This window comes from Bacillus sp. 3103sda1 (genome assembly GCF_024159135.1).
Classification (GTDB): Bacteria; Bacillota; Bacilli; order Bacillales; family Bacillaceae_G; genus Bacillus_A; species Bacillus_A rhizoplanae.
Window position 1 is genome coordinate 2,859,195 of sequence record NZ_JAMYWS010000001.1, and the last position, 17,280, is coordinate 2,876,474.

Annotated in this window: 18 protein-coding genes and 1 pseudogene; 8 read left to right on the forward strand and 11 right to left on the reverse strand. The window is 35.7% G+C overall.

The annotated features are described in order from the left end of the window. Positions 1 to 60: 60 nt before the first annotated feature. The 3 genes from tnpA to NKR74_RS14170 all read right to left on the reverse strand — a co-directional run bounded on the left by tnpA (position 61) and on the right by NKR74_RS14170 (position 2,290). Positions 61 to 294, reverse strand: a complete 234-nt coding sequence (tnpA, locus tag NKR74_RS14160) for an IS66 family insertion sequence element accessory protein TnpA (protein ID WP_098311189.1) — start codon at positions 292 to 294, stop codon at positions 61 to 63. Between the two features lie 100 nt (positions 295 to 394). Next, entirely contained in the window at positions 395 to 961 is a 567-nt protein-coding gene (locus NKR74_RS14165; protein WP_253629975.1) for a hypothetical protein, read from the reverse strand. A gap of 309 nt (positions 962 to 1,270) precedes the next feature. Then, on the reverse strand, positions 1,271 to 2,290 hold the full coding sequence (locus tag NKR74_RS14170) for a zinc-binding alcohol dehydrogenase family protein (protein WP_253629976.1): 1,020 nt from the start codon (positions 2,288 to 2,290) through the stop codon (positions 1,271 to 1,273). 145 nt (positions 2,291 to 2,435) lie between these two features. Between NKR74_RS14170 and NKR74_RS14175 the strand changes: the two genes are divergently transcribed. Beyond that, positions 2,436 to 2,795 carry a winged helix-turn-helix transcriptional regulator gene (locus tag NKR74_RS14175; protein ID WP_098311186.1) on the forward strand — a complete coding sequence of 120 codons (360 nt, stop codon included), beginning with the start codon at positions 2,436 to 2,438 and terminating at the stop codon, positions 2,793 to 2,795. A 63-nt stretch (positions 2,796 to 2,858) separates the two neighbouring features. Here NKR74_RS14175 and NKR74_RS14180 read toward each other — a convergent pair whose 3' ends face one another. The 5 genes from NKR74_RS14180 to NKR74_RS14200 form a co-directional block, all read right to left on the reverse strand. Next, the gene (locus NKR74_RS14180) at positions 2,859 to 3,533 is read right to left on the reverse strand and encodes an HAD family hydrolase (protein WP_253629977.1); all 675 of its coding nucleotides are present in this window, start codon (positions 3,531 to 3,533) and stop codon (positions 2,859 to 2,861) included. Positions 3,534 to 3,560: 27 nt separating this feature from the next. Continuing rightward, entirely contained in the window at positions 3,561 to 4,106 is a 546-nt protein-coding gene (locus tag NKR74_RS14185) for a GrpB family protein (RefSeq protein WP_253629978.1), read from the reverse strand. Between the two features lie 361 nt (positions 4,107 to 4,467). Further along, positions 4,468 to 5,922: a sodium:solute symporter family protein gene (locus NKR74_RS14190; protein ID WP_098311183.1), complete on the reverse strand. Its 1,455-nt coding sequence runs from the start codon at positions 5,920 to 5,922 to the stop codon at positions 4,468 to 4,470. Positions 5,923 to 5,938: 16 nt separating this feature from the next. Continuing rightward, on the reverse strand, positions 5,939 to 6,145 hold the full coding sequence (locus NKR74_RS14195) for a DUF3311 domain-containing protein (RefSeq protein ID WP_098311182.1): 207 nt from the start codon (positions 6,143 to 6,145) through the stop codon (positions 5,939 to 5,941). A gap of 397 nt (positions 6,146 to 6,542) precedes the next feature. Then, positions 6,543 to 7,421 carry a methyltransferase domain-containing protein gene (locus NKR74_RS14200; protein WP_253629979.1) on the reverse strand — a complete coding sequence of 293 codons (879 nt, stop codon included), beginning with the start codon at positions 7,419 to 7,421 and terminating at the stop codon, positions 6,543 to 6,545. Positions 7,422 to 7,671: 250 nt separating this feature from the next. On the opposite strand from NKR74_RS14200, the gene NKR74_RS14205 reads away from it, so the two are divergent. From NKR74_RS14205 to NKR74_RS14220, 5 genes are all read left to right on the forward strand, one after another. Continuing rightward, positions 7,672 to 7,899, forward strand: coding sequence for a hypothetical protein (locus NKR74_RS14205; protein ID WP_253629980.1), 228 nt, complete (start codon positions 7,672 to 7,674; stop codon positions 7,897 to 7,899). A 330-nt stretch (positions 7,900 to 8,229) separates the two neighbouring features. Then, a complete protein-coding gene (locus NKR74_RS23955) occupies positions 8,230 to 8,352 on the forward strand; it encodes a hypothetical protein (RefSeq protein WP_301287702.1) in 123 nt (40 codons plus the stop codon). A gap of 292 nt (positions 8,353 to 8,644) precedes the next feature. After that, positions 8,645 to 9,085, forward strand: a complete 441-nt coding sequence (locus tag NKR74_RS14210; RefSeq protein ID WP_253631161.1) for a MarR family winged helix-turn-helix transcriptional regulator — start codon at positions 8,645 to 8,647, stop codon at positions 9,083 to 9,085. Between the two features lie 157 nt (positions 9,086 to 9,242). After that, positions 9,243 to 10,067 (forward strand): class I SAM-dependent methyltransferase, encoded by an 825-nt coding sequence (locus NKR74_RS14215; protein ID WP_253629981.1) that lies wholly within the window; start codon positions 9,243 to 9,245, stop codon positions 10,065 to 10,067. A 192-nt stretch (positions 10,068 to 10,259) separates the two neighbouring features. Further along, positions 10,260 to 10,502 (forward strand): hypothetical protein, encoded by a 243-nt coding sequence (locus NKR74_RS14220; protein ID WP_253629982.1) that lies wholly within the window; start codon positions 10,260 to 10,262, stop codon positions 10,500 to 10,502. A 1,105-nt stretch (positions 10,503 to 11,607) separates the two neighbouring features. On the opposite strand, the pseudogene NKR74_RS24155 reads toward NKR74_RS14220, so the two are convergent. Next, a pseudogene (locus NKR74_RS24155) lies at positions 11,608 to 11,730 on the reverse strand (helix-turn-helix domain-containing protein); the annotation flags it as partial. Positions 11,731 to 12,193: 463 nt separating this feature from the next. On the opposite strand from NKR74_RS24155, the gene NKR74_RS14225 reads away from it, so the two are divergent. Further along, a complete protein-coding gene (locus tag NKR74_RS14225) occupies positions 12,194 to 13,795 on the forward strand; it encodes an amidohydrolase (protein WP_253629983.1) in 1,602 nt (533 codons plus the stop codon). 758 nt (positions 13,796 to 14,553) lie between these two features. Continuing rightward, positions 14,554 to 15,111 (forward strand): TetR/AcrR family transcriptional regulator, encoded by a 558-nt coding sequence (locus tag NKR74_RS14230; RefSeq protein WP_253629984.1) that lies wholly within the window; start codon positions 14,554 to 14,556, stop codon positions 15,109 to 15,111. 410 nt (positions 15,112 to 15,521) lie between these two features. On the opposite strand, the gene NKR74_RS14235 is transcribed toward NKR74_RS14230, so the two are convergent. Both NKR74_RS14235 and NKR74_RS14240 read right to left on the reverse strand, forming a co-directional pair. Then, positions 15,522 to 15,803 carry a cupin domain-containing protein gene (locus tag NKR74_RS14235; protein ID WP_253629985.1) on the reverse strand — a complete coding sequence of 94 codons (282 nt, stop codon included), beginning with the start codon at positions 15,801 to 15,803 and terminating at the stop codon, positions 15,522 to 15,524. A gap of 45 nt (positions 15,804 to 15,848) precedes the next feature. Continuing rightward, positions 15,849 to 17,267 (reverse strand): MATE family efflux transporter, encoded by a 1,419-nt coding sequence (locus NKR74_RS14240; RefSeq protein WP_253629986.1) that lies wholly within the window; start codon positions 17,265 to 17,267, stop codon positions 15,849 to 15,851. Between the last annotated feature and the right edge of the window lie 13 nt (positions 17,268 to 17,280).

Below are 17,280 nucleotides of genomic sequence, written 5' to 3' on the forward strand. Positions count from 1 at the left end.
GAAAGCGCCTATTTTTCAACATAGGCGCTTTCAACCACACTATACATAGTGGCACTTCCTCTAGCACCTCGCGATGTGTATGTTTTCTTCTACGACAGGGACATTCATAGAAATCCAATTCACACGCTCATTTTTATTTTGATCTTCAGTTTCAGGTGATAATTTTTTCAGCCAGTAATATAGCCAATGAACTGGTAGGTTCTGTTTTTGACACCAGGAAACGTTTGATAATCCACTGCTTTTATAGTCTTGAATATAAGTTTCCCATTCTTTCTTTAATAGGTGTCTTTTCATAAAAAAACCTCCACATGTAGTATGTAAGGAGATTATCTCAGGAGTTAATGACAAATTGTAGGTGGGGAATATTTGACGCTTACAGTTAATTCAAGAATCATTATTTTGATTCTTTCACTTTCACAGGCATACTTCCAATCACATTTGCTCCATTTTTTAAAGTTATTTTTACATTTCCAGATTCTTTAAACGTATAAGGAGACAGTTCATAAATTTCTTTTATTTTAAATTTCTGATTCAAGTCTTGTATAGATCTAGCCGTAAGCAGAGACATTTTAGGTTCCCAAACTTCTTCTTTTCCAGATGGATACGTGATGAACATTCGAACATCTGCTGGGTGAATATCTTTCCAAAGTATTATATACATTTGCGTTTCTTGCCCTTTTTTAATCAATGTATCCGAATAATACCCTAACTCTCCAATGTTTCCAAAAACAGTATGTTTCTCATTATTTACTGTAATATCAATATACGGGAGTTTATACGTCATTTTATGATATATTCCGTAAGCTGTACAAAAGATAGAAATAATCGTAAGTCCTAGAAGAAATTTTTTCAGTTGTTTCCCTTGAAAACTTACCATCATAGCTGAATTTGGAGCGAATTTTTCTGCTAATAAAAAAACAAGGATCACAATTAAAATTCCAATCCCGATAAAAATATACATACAATTCCCTCCCGCTTGATATATGTAAATTGCACCCCTTATAACGCTCTTTCTCACCGCCCCCTTGTTTTCCTTCCTTACTACCATAAAAATTTTGAAAGTGAAGAAACTCACTCTTCTACAGTGATTAAATATTACTTATAAGGTGTTTTCTCTAAAATAATATACATATGAGCGATCCTATAAAATTAGAAAAGAACAGACCGTTTATTTTCGGAAAAGATAAACATAATCAATTTTTATCCATGTAAAAATGGAGCCATAATACATACAGCTCCATTTTCCATATATCACTATTCATTTATAGTTTCAAAATGTTTCTAATACGATTTTCCCAACCGTACTTCCTGTTTCAATCATCGCATGCGCTTTTCTAATATTAGCAGCGTGAATTGGCGATAACGTCTTGTTTAATGTCGTCTTAATCGTATTTTGCTCAAGCAATTCACTAACATGATTTAATAAAAGGTGTTGATTAATCATATCTTCTGTATGGTACATAGGTCGTGTAAACATGAATTCCCAAACAAATGTAGCACTTTTACTTTTTAATAAACCTAATGCTAATGGTTTCTCATTTTCTACAATAGAACAAATCCCACCTTGTGGTTTGATTACTTCTGCCATGCCATTCCAATGTTGATCTGTATTATTTAAGCAAAAAATGTAATCAACTTCTGCTATTTCAATCCGTGACAATTGTTCTTTAAATGATTTATGGTGATTGATCACATAATCAGCACCTAAGCTTTTCACCCAATCTTTCGTTTCAGTTCGAGAGGCTGTTGTAATGACATTAAGGCCCGCCCATTTCGCTAATTGTATCGCAATAGATCCTACACCACCTGCGCCGCCAATGATTAAAATATTTTTGGATTTGTTCTTTTCCTTATTATTAAAATCAATTGCTAAACGTTCAAACATTCCTTCCCATGCTGTAATAGCTGTTAAAGGTATAGCAGCTGATTGTGCGTGAGTTAAATTTTTCGGTTTTGTTCCAACAATTCTTTCATCTACTACATGATATTCACTATATGTACCAGGTCTTGTAATACTCCCTGCATAGAAAACTTCATCACCCGGTTGGAATAATGTACACTCTTCCCCAACTTCTACAACAACGCCACTAGCATCCCATCCAAGTATTTTTGGCTCTTCTTCTTTCTTATCTTTTGGCGCTCGAACTTTTGTATCAACGGGATTAACAGAAATGGCATGGATTTTAACGAGTAAGTCCCTTCCTTTCGGTATAGGTCTTGGTAATTCAATATCAATCAAACTGTTCTCATTTTCGATTGGTAAATATTCTAATAAACCAATTGCTTTCATGTTCATTTCCTCCGTTTAATAAAATTTGTCTTCTCCTTGCATTATAAATTGCAAAATTAAATTATGTAAGAAGGCACATTCATGTAGTATAGTATCATTAGTGTTACTGTTACCATCAATAAATATTACTATGGAGTGCTGTTTTATGAGGAATAGAAAAAGCGGTTATGGTTGCCAGGAGGGTTGCCCTGTTGAAATAACACTAGATGTTATCGGCGGAAAATGGAAAGGTGTTATTTTGTATCATCTATTAGATGAAAAAAAGCGTTTCAATGAGTTACGAAGATTAATCCCCGGCATTACACAACGAATGTTATCTTTACAATTAAGCGAACTAGAAAACGATGGAATTGTACATAGAAAAGTTTATCCGGAAGTTCCCCCTAAAGTCGAGTATTCTTTAACTGATTTCGGAAGAACGCTAGAGCCGATTATTGTCCAAATGAGGAATTGGGGAAAAACATATCAATCGAGATTAATGGAGAAATCAGAAAAATTGAAATAGGAAGCTGCATTATATCAGCTTCCTATTTTTTAATACAAAATGGGCATTTGTCAAATAACTTTGTCACAGTTCCCTAGTAACAATATTAACTATGGATAATAACTCTTTTAAATCATCAATTACATGTTCATCTGTAAACTGATTTCCCCAAAATACATCCTTCTTCCATATTGCATGCATTCCTACATTCCGAGCTCCTACTACATCATTCTCTGGATGATCACCTACATATACACTTTCTTCAGGACTGACACCTAAGCTTTCTAAAGCTCTTAGGAAGATTTCAGCTTGAGGTTTTTTAAGGCCTTCTTGCTCTGAAACTAATATGATATCCATGTACTTATCAATCCCTAGAGCACGAATATTCAGTAACTGGAATTCAGTGAATCCATTTGTAATCATACCTAATAATATCCCGCTATTTTTAAGCTCTTGTAATACGTGCTCCATGTTAGAAAAAGGAATACAGTGATGTTGAAAGTTGCTTATGTAATCCTCTAACAGCTGCTCCCAAGTTAAACTAGAGATAACATATTCTTGGAGTAATCGCTCATATACTTTGTCTTTCCAAACATAGCCCTTATTATCTAATTCAATAAATCGATTTACATATAGCTCTTCAGGTACATGTTTTAGTTCATTGATGTACCTCTTATATTGATCTTTAATGAAGAGTTTAAGAGAACTATCTCTATCTAATAGAGTTCCATCTAAATCGAAAATAACAGCTTTAACCATTCTTTCGCCCCCTTACTTAAGCGATTGTTACGCATCTGATTTTGGAGGCATCCATCCCGTATTTTGACTCCATTTATCCGCTTTTCTAAGAATCTCCCAAATTAGAGGATCTTTTGCTTCCGTATACATACCTCGATCATTTACGTATTCTTTAACTAGTTTATATTTTAAGTCTTCATATCGTTTACAGTCTTCTGGATGATTGCGCATATAATCTCTAAATAAGAGCGCAAGTTGCTCAGGCCAACTCCCTTCGCGTCTCACATGTATATGCGTTCTCTTGTTACCAGGGGCTTCACGAAAATAACGTTTAGAACAATCTGAATTATCCGCCCTATGAATGAACCCTAAACTTTCTAGAGGTTCCCTAAAGGAATCCAATAATTCTAATGTTCTTACAGAAATTTGTACATCAATAATTGGTTTTGCCGCTAAACCAGGTATTGATGTAGAACCAATATGGTCAATTCTTATCGCAACGTCCTCTAAAACAACTCTTAGCGAATTACCTAGATCTTGAAATTCTCTTGGCCATTCACTTTTATAAGGTACTACAATAATTTTATCTGACATTCAAATCCCTCCCCAAACCCGTTATCAGATTCTTATTATATATCTCCTATTACATATCAATATTTTACTATAGACAATCCTAATAATATGAATTTCACAGGAGTAAAAAATACATTTCTATCATACCTAAAGGATTTTAACTGTAAATTGAAGTATAGAAATATGCATGCTATTGAAGGGGGCTGGAGAATGGAGATTAATTGGATACAATTGGTGTTTTGTCCTTTTATGGTTGCCTTAATCATTATTTCTCTGATTGGAATATATTTTAGAAAATCAAGCATATACCAATACAAAATTAAATTGAAATAGGAAGCTGCATTATATCAGCTTCCTATAATTTTAAAAAATATATTTAAGATTAGCTCCCCACATGTTTTTGTGACGAAATTGAAGGCTGACTAGAATTTTCTTGTTTTGTGATAGGAGATACGAAGATTGGATTACTTTTAAATAACACACTGACTGCATATGCAACGATTACATTTAATATAAGAGCAATAAGGCCGATATTTATATTGTAAATACTAATTTTCCCTATACTCATTCCAAGTACCGCCACATCTCCGACAAGAATACCTGCAGCAATTCCAATTGGAGTAAGTTTACGGATAAAGAAAACACCGATAAATCCTGGAAGAATCTGTCCAAATCCATAGTAAGCTGTATTAACAAGAGATATCATTAAGCTAGGAGCAAAAATCGTTATGGCCATAGATAGCAGTAAGTATAAGATGACTACAGCTTTAATTGATTTTAGCTGCGCTTGTTCCGAAATATTCTTTATAAGATTACGGGAAACTAAGGCACCAATGACGAGACTAATCATAGATAGTACTACAATGCCTGATAACACTGCTCCTGCTGCAATGACGCCAATTAACCATGGAGGCAGCAGAGAAATTGCCGTAGCCATAAATGCACTGTTAGGTTTGTCTAGATTTGGTATTGTAGCCAGAGCAAAATACGAGATGATAATTAAAAACGGAAACATGAACATATAGAGCGGCATGACAATCTGTGCTTTTTTTACCGCTCGTTCAGAACGACCAGTAAAAAATACACCTGTAACATGAGGAACTGCATAAAATGCAAATGCTTGAAAAATGATAGTTGAAATGGCAAAGTTCATATCCATTGGTTTGTCAACTTTGACTAAAGCCCCCTGTTGTTTCGCCATTTCAAATAGGTGGGACACACTGCCAACCTTGTGTAAAACTGCTCCGCCTACAATCACAATAGCAAGAAACATCAGGATATCTTTTACGATAGAAATAATAGCCGGTGCTTTGACACCTGATACCGATATGTATATATAAGCCATAACTCCAGCGATAATAGTCGCTACAGGAGCTGATAAGTGAAACCCCAGTGCATTTAAAGAAACAACCAGCCCTTCGAATTGTAATTGAGCCCATGGAATCAAAAAAATAAGGGCTGTTATGGTAACAGTCAATTCCAGACCTCGGTGCGAGTAATGACCTTTAAAAATATCCGCTATGGTCATAGCACCGTACTGCTTACCTGCCCTCCAAATTAAAGGTGCAAAGAAATAGCCGACAGCATAAGCCAATAAGATATACCCTAAAAACCATATTCCATAACTTGGCCCTTTTGCATATACACCACCTGGAAATCCTAAAATCGTACCTACACCGTAGATTTCACCCACAGCTAAGAAAAATAGCAATATAGCGTTAAATTGTCGGCCTCCTACTAAATATTGCTCTACGCTGATTTGCTCACTCTTCTGTCTTGAATATACAGCATACAGAATAGTAGAAAGTATGATAACAGAAAAAATAATAAGTGACATACGGTATCCCCCTTTTCTATAAATCCCCCTTCAGATTATGACGATCATACAACATCCAAGATAACCAAAGACAAAGCGAGGTAAGCGGCAGCCATAGAAAAATCCAAAAATAAATGATTGGGAACCCCATGATGCTTATATCAGATGATGCAATAAATGGTAAGACACCAACAATAGCTGCAAACGGAATAATCATTCCAATAAGAATACTGCCGAACTTCATAGTGTACACCTCCTTTCAAAATAATATGACAATTTATAGAATTATCATTTTCTACATAAAATGGTAATTTCCTTTTTTGATTCAAAATTAATAACAATGAATATAGACCAAAACATATAAAAACACGGCCGACAAGTAAAATCGGCCGTGCTATTTGTAAAGTCATAACTTATCTTACACGATTTTGGTGATATCGAAACATAAGAAGCCAAGTGACGCTAAAAATAGGGAAAATAGCACATTAGTGCGAATTAAGATCATAGGGGCCTCGTCCATCCAGTCTTGATAGATAAATTGAACTACCCCCACCTACCGTTTCGCGCTTGAGATGGGGACTTCTCGCCAGATATGATAAATAAGCAGTTTTCTTCATTTTGAATTCTAAAACCTATGTTTCTTATTTTTTTACCACTCCAAAAGTAATTTTCATACTTGGGGCGTAGATTAAAGAGGAATTAATATTAAATGCTTTAGAAAATCGTAGTTCTGCTTCATACTGATCCTGTGCTTCAGTAAATGTAGCCCCTCGATTTATTAAGTTCTCAATAAACTCTTTCCTTTCAGTAGGAGCTGCACCTAATCCTTCTTCTTTGAGTGAATCATATAATCTCTGTTTATCTGTTTCGTTTATATTAGAGTCTAGAAAATTAACTTTATCACTAACTCGGCAATCAATATTTTTTACACCTAATTCGCTCAGATAGATCGGTAACTTACTCCCGATGTTTCCATCTTTTCCATTTCGTTTTGTATCTTCCTCGAACAGTTTTTGAAGAAAACCAAGCTGAATAATTTCTGATTGGTCGTGTTTGTTAAGGTTGTACGAAGACATATTGGAAATCCAGTGCGGTTCAAAACATATGATATTACCTTCATCAATGACTGAATGAATCATTTTCTGCAACATTTTTATCGGATCAGCCATATGTAACAAAAAGGCATGGCATACTGCTATGTCATACTTACTCTCTAATTCAATTTCAGTAACATCCGCTACAATAAATTCAGCTTCATATGGAAGGTCCTGAAACAGACTCTTTGCTGTATGAATCAATTGCTGTCCTTTATCAATACCTGTATATCTTGAACCTAGTGGTAACAGGGGTAACAGTTTAAGTCCTAAATATCCATACCCGCATCCAAAGTCAATGATATGTACGGGTTTAGAAATTTTCCAAACTGAATTCACTAAAAACCCTAAATAGTCATCGTTATAATATAAATCTCTTGTATTCCTTAAATAATCCAACCTTTTATCCCAATAATAATCTTCCAATATAACAAGCTCCTTTCTCCTGTTGAATACCGCAAACAATATACCAAGACAGAAAGAACCTATAAAAGATAAGAGAACTCAATCATCCACGCCCTTATCAAAAAGTAAGACTAAATAGAAGAGATTTTAGTTGTATGCTATATATATTCAATTAACATAACTTACCATTTTATGTATAGTTAAATGGTATATTTCGGAAACTATACGAATTGTAATCTAAAAAATGGGTTAAAAGAATAGGAGGAATGTTATGACTCGTTGTACAAATTGTAAGGCGAAATGGAAAGCAAAAGATGTATGGTCTCTATTTTTCCAAAATGATGGTAAAGATTGTCCGTATTGTAATCAAAGACAATATATTTCAGCCGAAACCTTTCGTTTTTCAAGTGACATTATACATGGCCTCTTTTTATTCCTTTTTCCTTTCTTCGTTGAACTAAGCGATGAGAGCCCTTTAGAAGACTTTAAGAAAAAATAATATAGATTTACTCCGTTTTATCTCCTCTTCTCTTTTAATATAAAAAGATTAACCAAAACATGTTCTTATTTATAAGAAAAAACGTATCTTTAATTCCACTAAAAACGAGAGATTATGGTGAAAAAAATCCTAATCGTAAGAAAATCAAGAATGCCACTTCCAGTAAATGTCTTAACGTAGAAAATGTGATATTTAGTTAACTGTACCTCTAATATAAGACTAAACAAAAAAATGAGAGTATGTATAACACCCCTCACACCTGAAGAAAAGTTCTATTCAGCTGCCTTGTTACGAAACTTTCGTATATCTTTCATGATAAAAAGGACAGATATGAAAACAACAGTATCACAAAGAAGCATAAAAAATATATTAAACATCGAGCTTCCACTTGCTGATGCTATGGCACTTCCCAATCCAAAAAAGAGAAGCAAAGAGTTAGACGGATATAGATAATTCCTACGTATGATAACAAATACAACACTAAATACGACTAATACATATGTAACGTATTTCAGAACTTCTACGAGCACTTCCATTACTTATCCACCCCTTTCATTCCTTTATATTCCATTTTATCATGTAATACACAGAAAAAATATATTGTATTCATGTGAAGTTAATGTAGCAGCTCATTATATTACTTTACCATTTTGTAAACAATCATTTACAATAAACAGAAGAAAACGTTTATTTTACCGAAAAATAGTAATATAATACTTACTAAATTGATGGAGGAAGAACAATGATGGACGATAAAGATTTATTAAACGAATACTTGAATCTGTTGATGAATATGTTTGGAACTTTCAAGTTATTATCCGAAAAATCATCAGAATTTACGCATATAGAACAACATGTAGTTGAGTATGTTTCCCAGCAAAGTAAGCCTGTAAATTTGAAAACGATAGCTCATGATTTAAATATACCTAAGCAACAACTCAGTGTAACAGTACGTAACTTGGAGAAAGATGGCTATATAACTAAGAAACAAGATGATTCAGATAAACGAGCAATTTTAATTTCGCTAACGAAAAAAGCAGAAGATGTGCAACATGAACGCTGGAAACAGATATATAACAATTTCACGGATAATCTTGAAAAACTATCAGATGAAGATCGGCGTGACTTGTTGTACGGATTACATAAAACAAATAGAATGCTAGCAAAAATGGTCGAGGATAATTAATCATGAAGTAAAGAGAACGCGTTTCGATTAATGGAATTTGACACAAAATCCCTTACGTAAGAATAGGCTGAATTTATTTTCACAAATAACACTATTATTGATTTATCTTCTAGTACAACAGGAGTTCTGATACAGCAGTTTGAAACGGAGGATTTTTATGGAAAAAATGATAGATTTACAATCAGTTCAAGGCACAATGCTCATCCCCCTATGGGGACGTGCCATTGGCAGTGAGAAAAATCCAGAAATTTTGGATGACAAGGAAGCTATTAACATTATCAAAAGATCTGATTTTAATTTTACAGATATAGCCAAAACCTTTGGTGAATACGGCGGGATAACCTACATCGTTCGTGCTCGTAAAATTGATGACACAATCCGAAATTTTATCACTAAGCACCCTCGGGCTACCATTGTGAACATCGGCTCTGGGTTAGATACCACTTTTCCAAGAATCGACAACGGTACAATCAATTGGTATAATCTCGATTTGCCCGATGCAATAGCTTTTCGTAAGACCTTAATTGCAGATTCCCCGAGAAATATCAGTATTGCCAAATCTTTTTTTGATATTTCGTGGTTTGACGATATTAAGTTTAATGAGAATGATGGAATACTCTTCGTCTCAGCAGGAGTTTTTTATTACTTTCAAGAAAATCAACTTAAAGAAATGTTTTCTGCCATGGCGCAGCGCTTTCCTGGCGGCGAATTATATTTCGACGCGGAATCAAAATTTGCGCTGGGGCTTTCAAACCGCACAGTTCAAAAGGCTGGCAACAAAGGCGCCATGATGTACTTTTACGTTAATAATCCAAAAGCTTTGGAAAAATGGTCACCAAAAATAAAGGTATTAAGCTGTGAATCATTCTTTAAAGGAATACCTACAAAAAAACAATGGGAAGGCAGCACACGTGTAATGGTACGAATCGTTGATCTTATAAAGATGCTGAAATTCGTCCATCTACGCTTTGAGGACAGATGAAAGTAACTCTGAAGACCTAATAAGATTACAAAGTATGAAAAATGCCAGTATACATTGATGGAATATTGATAATGGAAATAATGAAAAAACATGGCTCTTTGCCATGTTTTTTATCATAAATATCTTTTAGGGATATGGATTTGTCTAATTGAATATATATTATGGAATCATTTATCAAAAAGGGGATATATGATGACATTATCAAAACTGATTCAAACCTTGTCATTATTAAGTGCTGTAGCTGTTCTTGTTGTCTCTGTTTATGGTCTTATCACCGAATCAATCAGCTCCAATATTTTAATGATTCTACTATTTGTAATGACCGTACTTCAAGCAGTTAGAGCTTATCAAATAAAACAAAAAGCTACATTTATGCTTACCTTTTGGGTGGCTATATTTATGCTCCTCCTACTAGGAAAAATATACTTCTTATGATACAAAAATGAAGCCTTTAGTAAAGGCTTCATTTTTATTAAGTTAGAATTTTCAGTTATAATTATTATATATATTTGAAAGAAATGAATGAATCTATTCTGCCCTTTTCCCATTTATACAAAGAATCCTACGATTTTTAAATTAGGCAGCGATGAGGTGAAATAAAAATGAAGACATGTCCCAAATGCCGTAACAAAATAGAGAAGAAAACCCTCTTTTTACGAAACAACTCCTACAAGCTTGTTTGTACACACTGCAATACAACATTACATGTAACAAAAAAATCTTTTCTAATATACTTTCTTGTTTATGTACTAATTTGTTTTTTAATTTTTATGAATTCCATTGAAACCGCTAATAAATTCGTTATGTTTGGCGTATGGGGTTTGATTTCAAATTTTATAATTCAACCGATTGCTTTTTTCTATGAAGAAACATAATAAACTTCTTTAGCATATAAATCCTCAGTAAGAATTACGCACTAAACAGCACAAAAAAGCTTTCGATAAATTTAACCGCAAACTTTTTTAAATGCCTTTACTATTAAATTCAGCACTCGATAGTTGAATAACTGTTACCCCATAAGATGAGATAAAAAATATCGAAAACCATAAGCACCTAAAGAACTAATACCTGTAACTAAAACTGCAATTGCTAAATATGGATTATAGCCAGATTGTTTTCTCGAACGATATAAATAAAGAATAGATAGACATAAACTAATGATAAAAAAGACGATCCATACAGAGTTGGGAGCAAAAACTTCGAAATTAGTAAAATAAATTGCCATATAGCAAACATTAACCAAGAGTAGTAGCACTAAGATAAATTTCTTCAAAATTACACCTTCCTTTTACCAGGTTAACCAACCGAGTTTTGGTATATAAGTAAATTGATGAAAATTGTTTTGAATAGAAAATTCTACACTCTCTTTTTATTCAACTTAAATTCTCTTATTACCTTTTAACCCATATAAAAAGTATTTTCAAAACTCTCACACTATGATAAGTAGATCCGAATAAACAGTTCCCATTAATCCTTCACCTACATATTTTCGAATTATCTCTTCGAATGGAACAATTAACTTATCTTCTTTTTCTTTCCTTTAATAAATAGGGCCTTTCTCTGCTATTAATGCTTTTCTTACTGTATTTCTTGAGACATTTAATAATTTGATAATAGATCGAATAGAATGTCCTTCTTGTTTTAGTGCTCGAATGGTTGCCCCCTTGCTTAAACTCCTCTCATTTCGTTATAAGAGAATTGTATTTTTTATTTTAGGGATGGGTCACTTTTCATTGTAAATCTACACAGTATGTCTAAGTTTGTTAGATTCCTTGCACCAGACCTAAAAAGTATTGAATAATTCTTTATATTCAGTATAATTAACTTGTAACTATAATAACGTTTTTAGTTACTATGGGTATACCACTTGATTTCTAATAGAAGATTCCCCGTAAATCAAGTAGTAGCAAAAATTTTTGTACATTTTTGCATTCGGTATCCCCCACAAAAATGTTTCTTTCAAATAAACAGGAAGAGCAATTTGCCTATTATCGCAAATATGATTGATGAGAAACTAGAGGACGCTCAAGAACAATACACCAATCTAAGACATAATAATTTAAATATTGGCATGAGTTGTACAATGATAATAATGCGGTTTTCCAAGAGAATAAGGGGGTTTAAGAATGCCAGACATCGTATTTCTTCATGGCGAGGTTATTACGGTAGATGAACAGAATCGAATAGTAGAAGCGATTGCGGTAAAAAGGAACCGGATTATCGCCGTCGGTACCTCAGAGGAGATTAAGCGTCTTATCGGTCCGCAGACAACGGTAATTGATTTGAAAGGGAAAAGCCTCTTGCCGGGATTTATCGACTCACATTTGCACATTTCCTCGTATGGCATAGACAAGCTGGGGGTAAGCTGCAAAGCTACCCATATTCATTCCCTGCAGGATATTTTTCAAGATTTACGTAAAAAAGCGTCCGGGCTCCCGGCAGAAAAATGGGTGCGGGCTTGGGGGTTCAATGAGACCAAAGTCGCAGAACAGCGGTATCCGACTAGAGAAGAATTGGATCAGATTTCAAGGGAACACCCGATTATCATTATACGCGCGTGTAACCATATTTCGGTGGTCAATTCAAAAGCACTGGAAATCCTCGGTATTCACAAGGATACACCCGATCCTAAAGGTGGGATGATTGAACATAGTGCCGAGGGAGAGCTTACAGGTCGTTTAATTGAAACGGCTCATTTCCAAATTGCCAATAAAGTAACCTATTCCGAAGAAGAAATAGCCCAAGCCTTTGCGTTAGCGTCTGCCGATTTTGTAGCAGCTGGGATTACCAGTATCCATGATGCAGGTTGCAATGACTCCGAGGGGTTTCGAGCGATGCATGAGGCGGTTCGTCAAGGCTTGGTCAAAGTGCGCATTTATGCGATGGTCTGCGCATTAGACAACCCCGAATTATTTTTGGAAAGTATGATTAACGCTGGAATGGTAACAGGCCTAGGGAATGACCGGTTTAAAATCGGACCTGCAAAGCTGTTCACGGATGGCAGCAGCAGCGGTCCGACCATTGCAACCCGTAAGCCGTATACAAGTAACCCAGAGGATTACGGTATTTTGTACTATACACAGGAAGAACTAAACCGACAACTAGTAGAGGCTCATAAGAAAGGATTCCAGATTACAGCCCATGCGCAGGGAGATCGTGCAATTGAAATGGTATTGAATTGTATAGAGGCCGCCCTGAAGGAATATCCTCGCCCAGATGCCCGACCACGTATTGAACATGCAGGGATTTCAGAACCGGATCTAATTGAACGGATGAAACAGCTTGGCGTCATCCCGATACCTAACCCTGCTTTCTTCTATGAATATGGAAATGGATACGTCCATAACTACGGAGAGCGGGTGAATCAAATGTATCCACTTCGTGACTTTTTTAAAAATAACATCATTGCAGCAGCGGGCTCCGATAGCCCAGTGACCGATTATCGTCCGCTATTCGGAATTCAAGCGGCGGTGAACCGGAAGAGCAAGCAGGGACAGGAGATTGGAAGCAATCAAACTGTTTCCGTAACAGAGGCGATCCGGGCTTACACATGGAATGGAGCTTACGCGAGCTTTGACGAACAACACAAAGGGAGCATCGAAGTTGGAAAACTAGCCGATCTAGTAATCCTGGATGGAAGCATTTTGCAAGCTGACCCTGCCGATATCGCTGATCTTCCTGTCCACATGACGATCATTGATGGAGAGATTGTCTATCAAGCTGGATAGTCCCAAGGCAACGAAGCATTAGGCGTAAAAGTAAATGTTTATCTTGTTCGATCGATAGGTGATCGGACAGGGTAAACATTTTTATCTGTCTCTGGTGAACCAAGTATCCTTATACTGTACCCATCGATGTATTGTTTGTTCAAGAGATATATCCAACTATCATGAAAATGCAAACAAACAACCGGGTGCCAGAATTGGAAGGATAAATCAAAACAGCTACCACGGGACTTTTACCCGGATAGCTGTTTTGATTTAGTGGTGAAGAATGTATCGGTCGAGGGGGATTCCAGTTCAATATTGTTTTTATACGCCCTATTGATGTAATGCAGAATCTCTCATTTGCACGGAAGACCTTCCGGGAACGTGACCGGCGTGTTGTGTTTGATTAGATTGACAGTATATTGAACCGTGACGTGTACCTACGAAGATGACGTGATTAACCTCGCATTCTCGAACGATATGCAATGCCAAATTGGCTCAAAAAAGGATCCTGCGTTATGAAATAGTAGAGTTAAGTGCCTTTTCGGACAGGAAGTTGTGCTGTATCATGGAAGATATGTACCTTTCCATTTTTAATTGGGCGCTTGGTTGCTTCCATCCTGCTAAAAAAGGTGTTATGTGTCAATAAGGGAAATGTCCCAATAGAGAATATGGCACAGACATAGACAAGGGTTAAAAATAATTTTCAAGGTGCGAAAGTTGAGTAACTTAGTTTAGATAACCTTTTCAACAAATTTCTAATTTAAGGAGTACTAGGAATGAGAGAACGCATTATAAAAGCTTTTATTGAAGAGATTCATGATAAAGGCATGAAGTTTACAATGGATGATTTAGCAAACCGTATTGGTGTAAACAAGCGATACCTCTATCAACATTTTTCTTCGAAGGTTGAAATTTTGGAGTTAATCATTGACCAAACATTATCCGAAGTAACCGAAAAAACAGAACAAATTATGGCAGACACATCTTTAAGCCTGATTGAGAAAATCAGAGGGGTTTGTACTGCAATGCCTTCCCATTTTGAATTTTATGACTTTAAAGTATTAGAACAAATGAAACGGTATTACCCCGAACAATGGACAAAAGTGAATGCTGCTTTGAACGAGTGGGAAGCTCTGCGTTTATTAATCGAAGAAGGTATTCAACAAGGTGAACTCAATGAAATCAATACAGCACTCGCCATAAAGTTGATTATAGATGCTACAAATTCAATCTTTGATCAACGTTTTTACATGGAAAATAATATTACCTTACCGGAAGCACTCTCTTCTATTGTAGACGTATTATTGTTCGGCTTAGTCAAAAATAAATCATAATAATGGTCTAATTAAAAAACGGGAAAAGAACGTTTGTTCCACCCGTTTTTTGTCTTTATAAGTGGGCCTTCTTGCATCATCTTGAAAAACGATAGCTCCATCAACCAACCATCGTTAAGATTTCGGAACCAATGGCTGCGATCTTATTATTAATAATAGCGGATATAAGTAGGGATGAGCTTATCCGTAAGGCCTGTAAAAACAGCATTACTTGAGATAGCAATGTCGAATTTTGGATTTATATTCATTAGCAAATAACAACAATCGTTTAAATATTCTGAATTTTTTACGTAAAATAAGAAGCAATCACATATGTCACAAGGTCGGATAACGGCGCTGTGTACCATAACCCACAAATATTTAGGAAAAGTATACGGCTGTAATGATTGGATGCCGCTCCTAATTTCACATTATTTCAAATTGATCTCATGGTTCATTTTATAATTCTTTTTCAAAAATTCTGGGCAATCCCATTCACAAACAAGATCTTTAGCCAAAGAAACGACCCAGTCCTTTGTAATATGATACTTTTCTCCATCAACAGTAATAAACACCTCACCGTCTGTCACATAGAAAACTTCCTGCTCTTCTACATGCCAAGTTCCTTTATTAGGTTCGCCTACCCATGCTTCCCAAGTGTCAACGCCTAATTGTTGTACTTCTTCTGCTGTAAGTTTTTTTGCAAAAAACATGATAATCATCTCTCTTTCTTTTAAGTAATTTTGAAGGAATAGGTTCTATAAACGTACTGTCTTAACATTCATATCTTTTAAACGTTTGAACTCTTTTTTCATAAAGTATATGGCAATGAGAACGCCTGGAATTTCTGCAGCAGGACCTGCGTACCATATACCTTCTACACCCCAGAATTTCGGGAAAACATAGAGAAACGGGAATAAGAACAACAGCATTTTGCTAACATTAATAAACGTTGCGGTCCAGTTTCTCTCTTGGGATTCGAAATAACCGGATATAAGCAAGCTGACTGCATTAAGCATAAACAAAGAGTTGAATACAACTGTCGTCCAAATGCCCAGTTTCTGCAATTCAGGATTACCGCCGGAAAAAAATGATACAATCGGATCTGCAAAAATGATTAGTAAAGCTGTCGCAATCAAAAAGAAGGCAACCGTAAAAATGAGTCCAATCTTAATTGCTTGTTTAACGCGAGCAAGATTGCCCGCACCATAATTATAACTAATGATCGGTTGAAGTCCCGTCATCCCACCGAGTGCTGCTAAGGCGAGCAGATTTGTAATATAACCGTTTTGAATCGTGAAAGCAGCAACGTGCAGCCCACCACCGTAGCTTTGCAGTAAGTTGTTGAAGAAAATAATGGCAAAAAACATCATGAACTGACTCGAAAAAGATGCAAAGCCTGTCCAAGCCACCTCACCAATTGTCTTAAGATTAATCATCATATCTTTTATTTTTGGCTTAAGCTTTGTTTTACCGAACCAAAAATAAAAGATGAGTAAAGCAGGGATCGATTGTGAAATTGTATTCGCCCACGAGGAACCCATCATGCCCATGTCATATTTCACTACCATAATCCATTCTGTAATTCCGGCAACAACCGCTGCAACTAACCAACTGTTCATTGATAATACAGGTTTTTCATCGATATTGGTAAAAATACTTAGTACAACCGCCAATATCGTTATTGGCAATGAAATCCACAATAGTCGGCTATATTTCACCGCATATGGAAGTGCATCATGACTTGCTCCGAATAAAGTCATGATTTGATTTTCAAAGACCAATCCAAGTACAGCTAGCAAAGTGGAGATGAGAAGAGTAAACCATAAAGTTTGTCCCATAATACTCCTAGCTTCTTCGATTTTCCCTTTTCCAAGCCGAAGCGCAATGACCGCTCCGGCTCCTATACCAAAAAGAACGCCAAGCATGCGGGTAATAACCATGATTGTAAATCCAATTCCGATTCCTTCCACTTCCAGCTCCTGAAAGCCGCTGACGAAATAGCCATCGACAATCGATACCACTCCAAGAATCGCATTCGCCATAATTCCTGCTAAAGCAAACCGTAAATATAGTAAAGGAATACTTTTGGTTCCCAGTGTTGAATCATTTACTGGCTTATTCATCATTTCTGCTTTTTCTTTCTTCGATGAGGGACGGTTTCCTGCTATTTCCATGCTCATGCCCTCC

Bases quoted from the DNA above. Each gene is read 5' to 3' on its own strand.
- NKR74_RS14180 (WP_253629977.1), bottom strand. From the start codon at position 3,533: ATGGTTAAAGCTGTTATTTTCGATTTAGATGGAACTCTATTAGATAGA.
- NKR74_RS14215 (WP_253629981.1), top strand. From the start codon at position 9,243: ATGGAAAAAATGATAGATTTACAATCAGTTCAAGGCACAATGCTCATC.
- NKR74_RS14230 (WP_253629984.1), top strand. From the start codon at position 14,554: ATGAGAGAACGCATTATAAAAGCTTTTATTGAAGAGATTCATGATAAA.
- NKR74_RS14220 (WP_253629982.1), top strand. From the start codon at position 10,260: ATGACATTATCAAAACTGATTCAAACCTTGTCATTATTAAGTGCTGTA.
- NKR74_RS23955 (WP_301287702.1), top strand. From the start codon at position 8,230: ATGAAAACAACAGTATCACAAAGAAGCATAAAAAATATATTAAACATC.
- NKR74_RS14190 (WP_098311183.1), bottom strand. From the start codon at position 5,922: ATGTCACTTATTATTTTTTCTGTTATCATACTTTCTACTATTCTGTAT.
- NKR74_RS14205 (WP_253629980.1), top strand. From the start codon at position 7,672: ATGACTCGTTGTACAAATTGTAAGGCGAAATGGAAAGCAAAAGATGTA.
- NKR74_RS14195 (WP_098311182.1), bottom strand. From the start codon at position 6,145: ATGAAGTTCGGCAGTATTCTTATTGGAATGATTATTCCGTTTGCAGCT.
- NKR74_RS14165 (WP_253629975.1), bottom strand. From the start codon at position 961: ATGTATATTTTTATCGGGATTGGAATTTTAATTGTGATCCTTGTTTTT.
- NKR74_RS14175 (WP_098311186.1), top strand. From the start codon at position 2,436: ATGAGGAATAGAAAAAGCGGTTATGGTTGCCAGGAGGGTTGCCCTGTT.
- NKR74_RS14210 (WP_253631161.1), top strand. From the start codon at position 8,645: ATGGACGATAAAGATTTATTAAACGAATACTTGAATCTGTTGATGAAT.
- NKR74_RS14170 (WP_253629976.1), bottom strand. From the start codon at position 2,290: ATGAAAGCAATTGGTTTATTAGAATATTTACCAATCGAAAATGAGAAC.
- tnpA (WP_098311189.1), bottom strand. From the start codon at position 294: ATGAAAAGACACCTATTAAAGAAAGAATGGGAAACTTATATTCAAGAC.
- NKR74_RS14235 (WP_253629985.1), bottom strand. From the start codon at position 15,803: ATGTTTTTTGCAAAAAAACTTACAGCAGAAGAAGTACAACAATTAGGC.
- NKR74_RS14225 (WP_253629983.1), top strand. From the start codon at position 12,194: ATGCCAGACATCGTATTTCTTCATGGCGAGGTTATTACGGTAGATGAA.
- NKR74_RS14240 (WP_253629986.1), bottom strand. From the start codon at position 17,267: ATGGAAATAGCAGGAAACCGTCCCTCATCGAAGAAAGAAAAAGCAGAA.
- NKR74_RS14185 (WP_253629978.1), bottom strand. From the start codon at position 4,106: ATGTCAGATAAAATTATTGTAGTACCTTATAAAAGTGAATGGCCAAGA.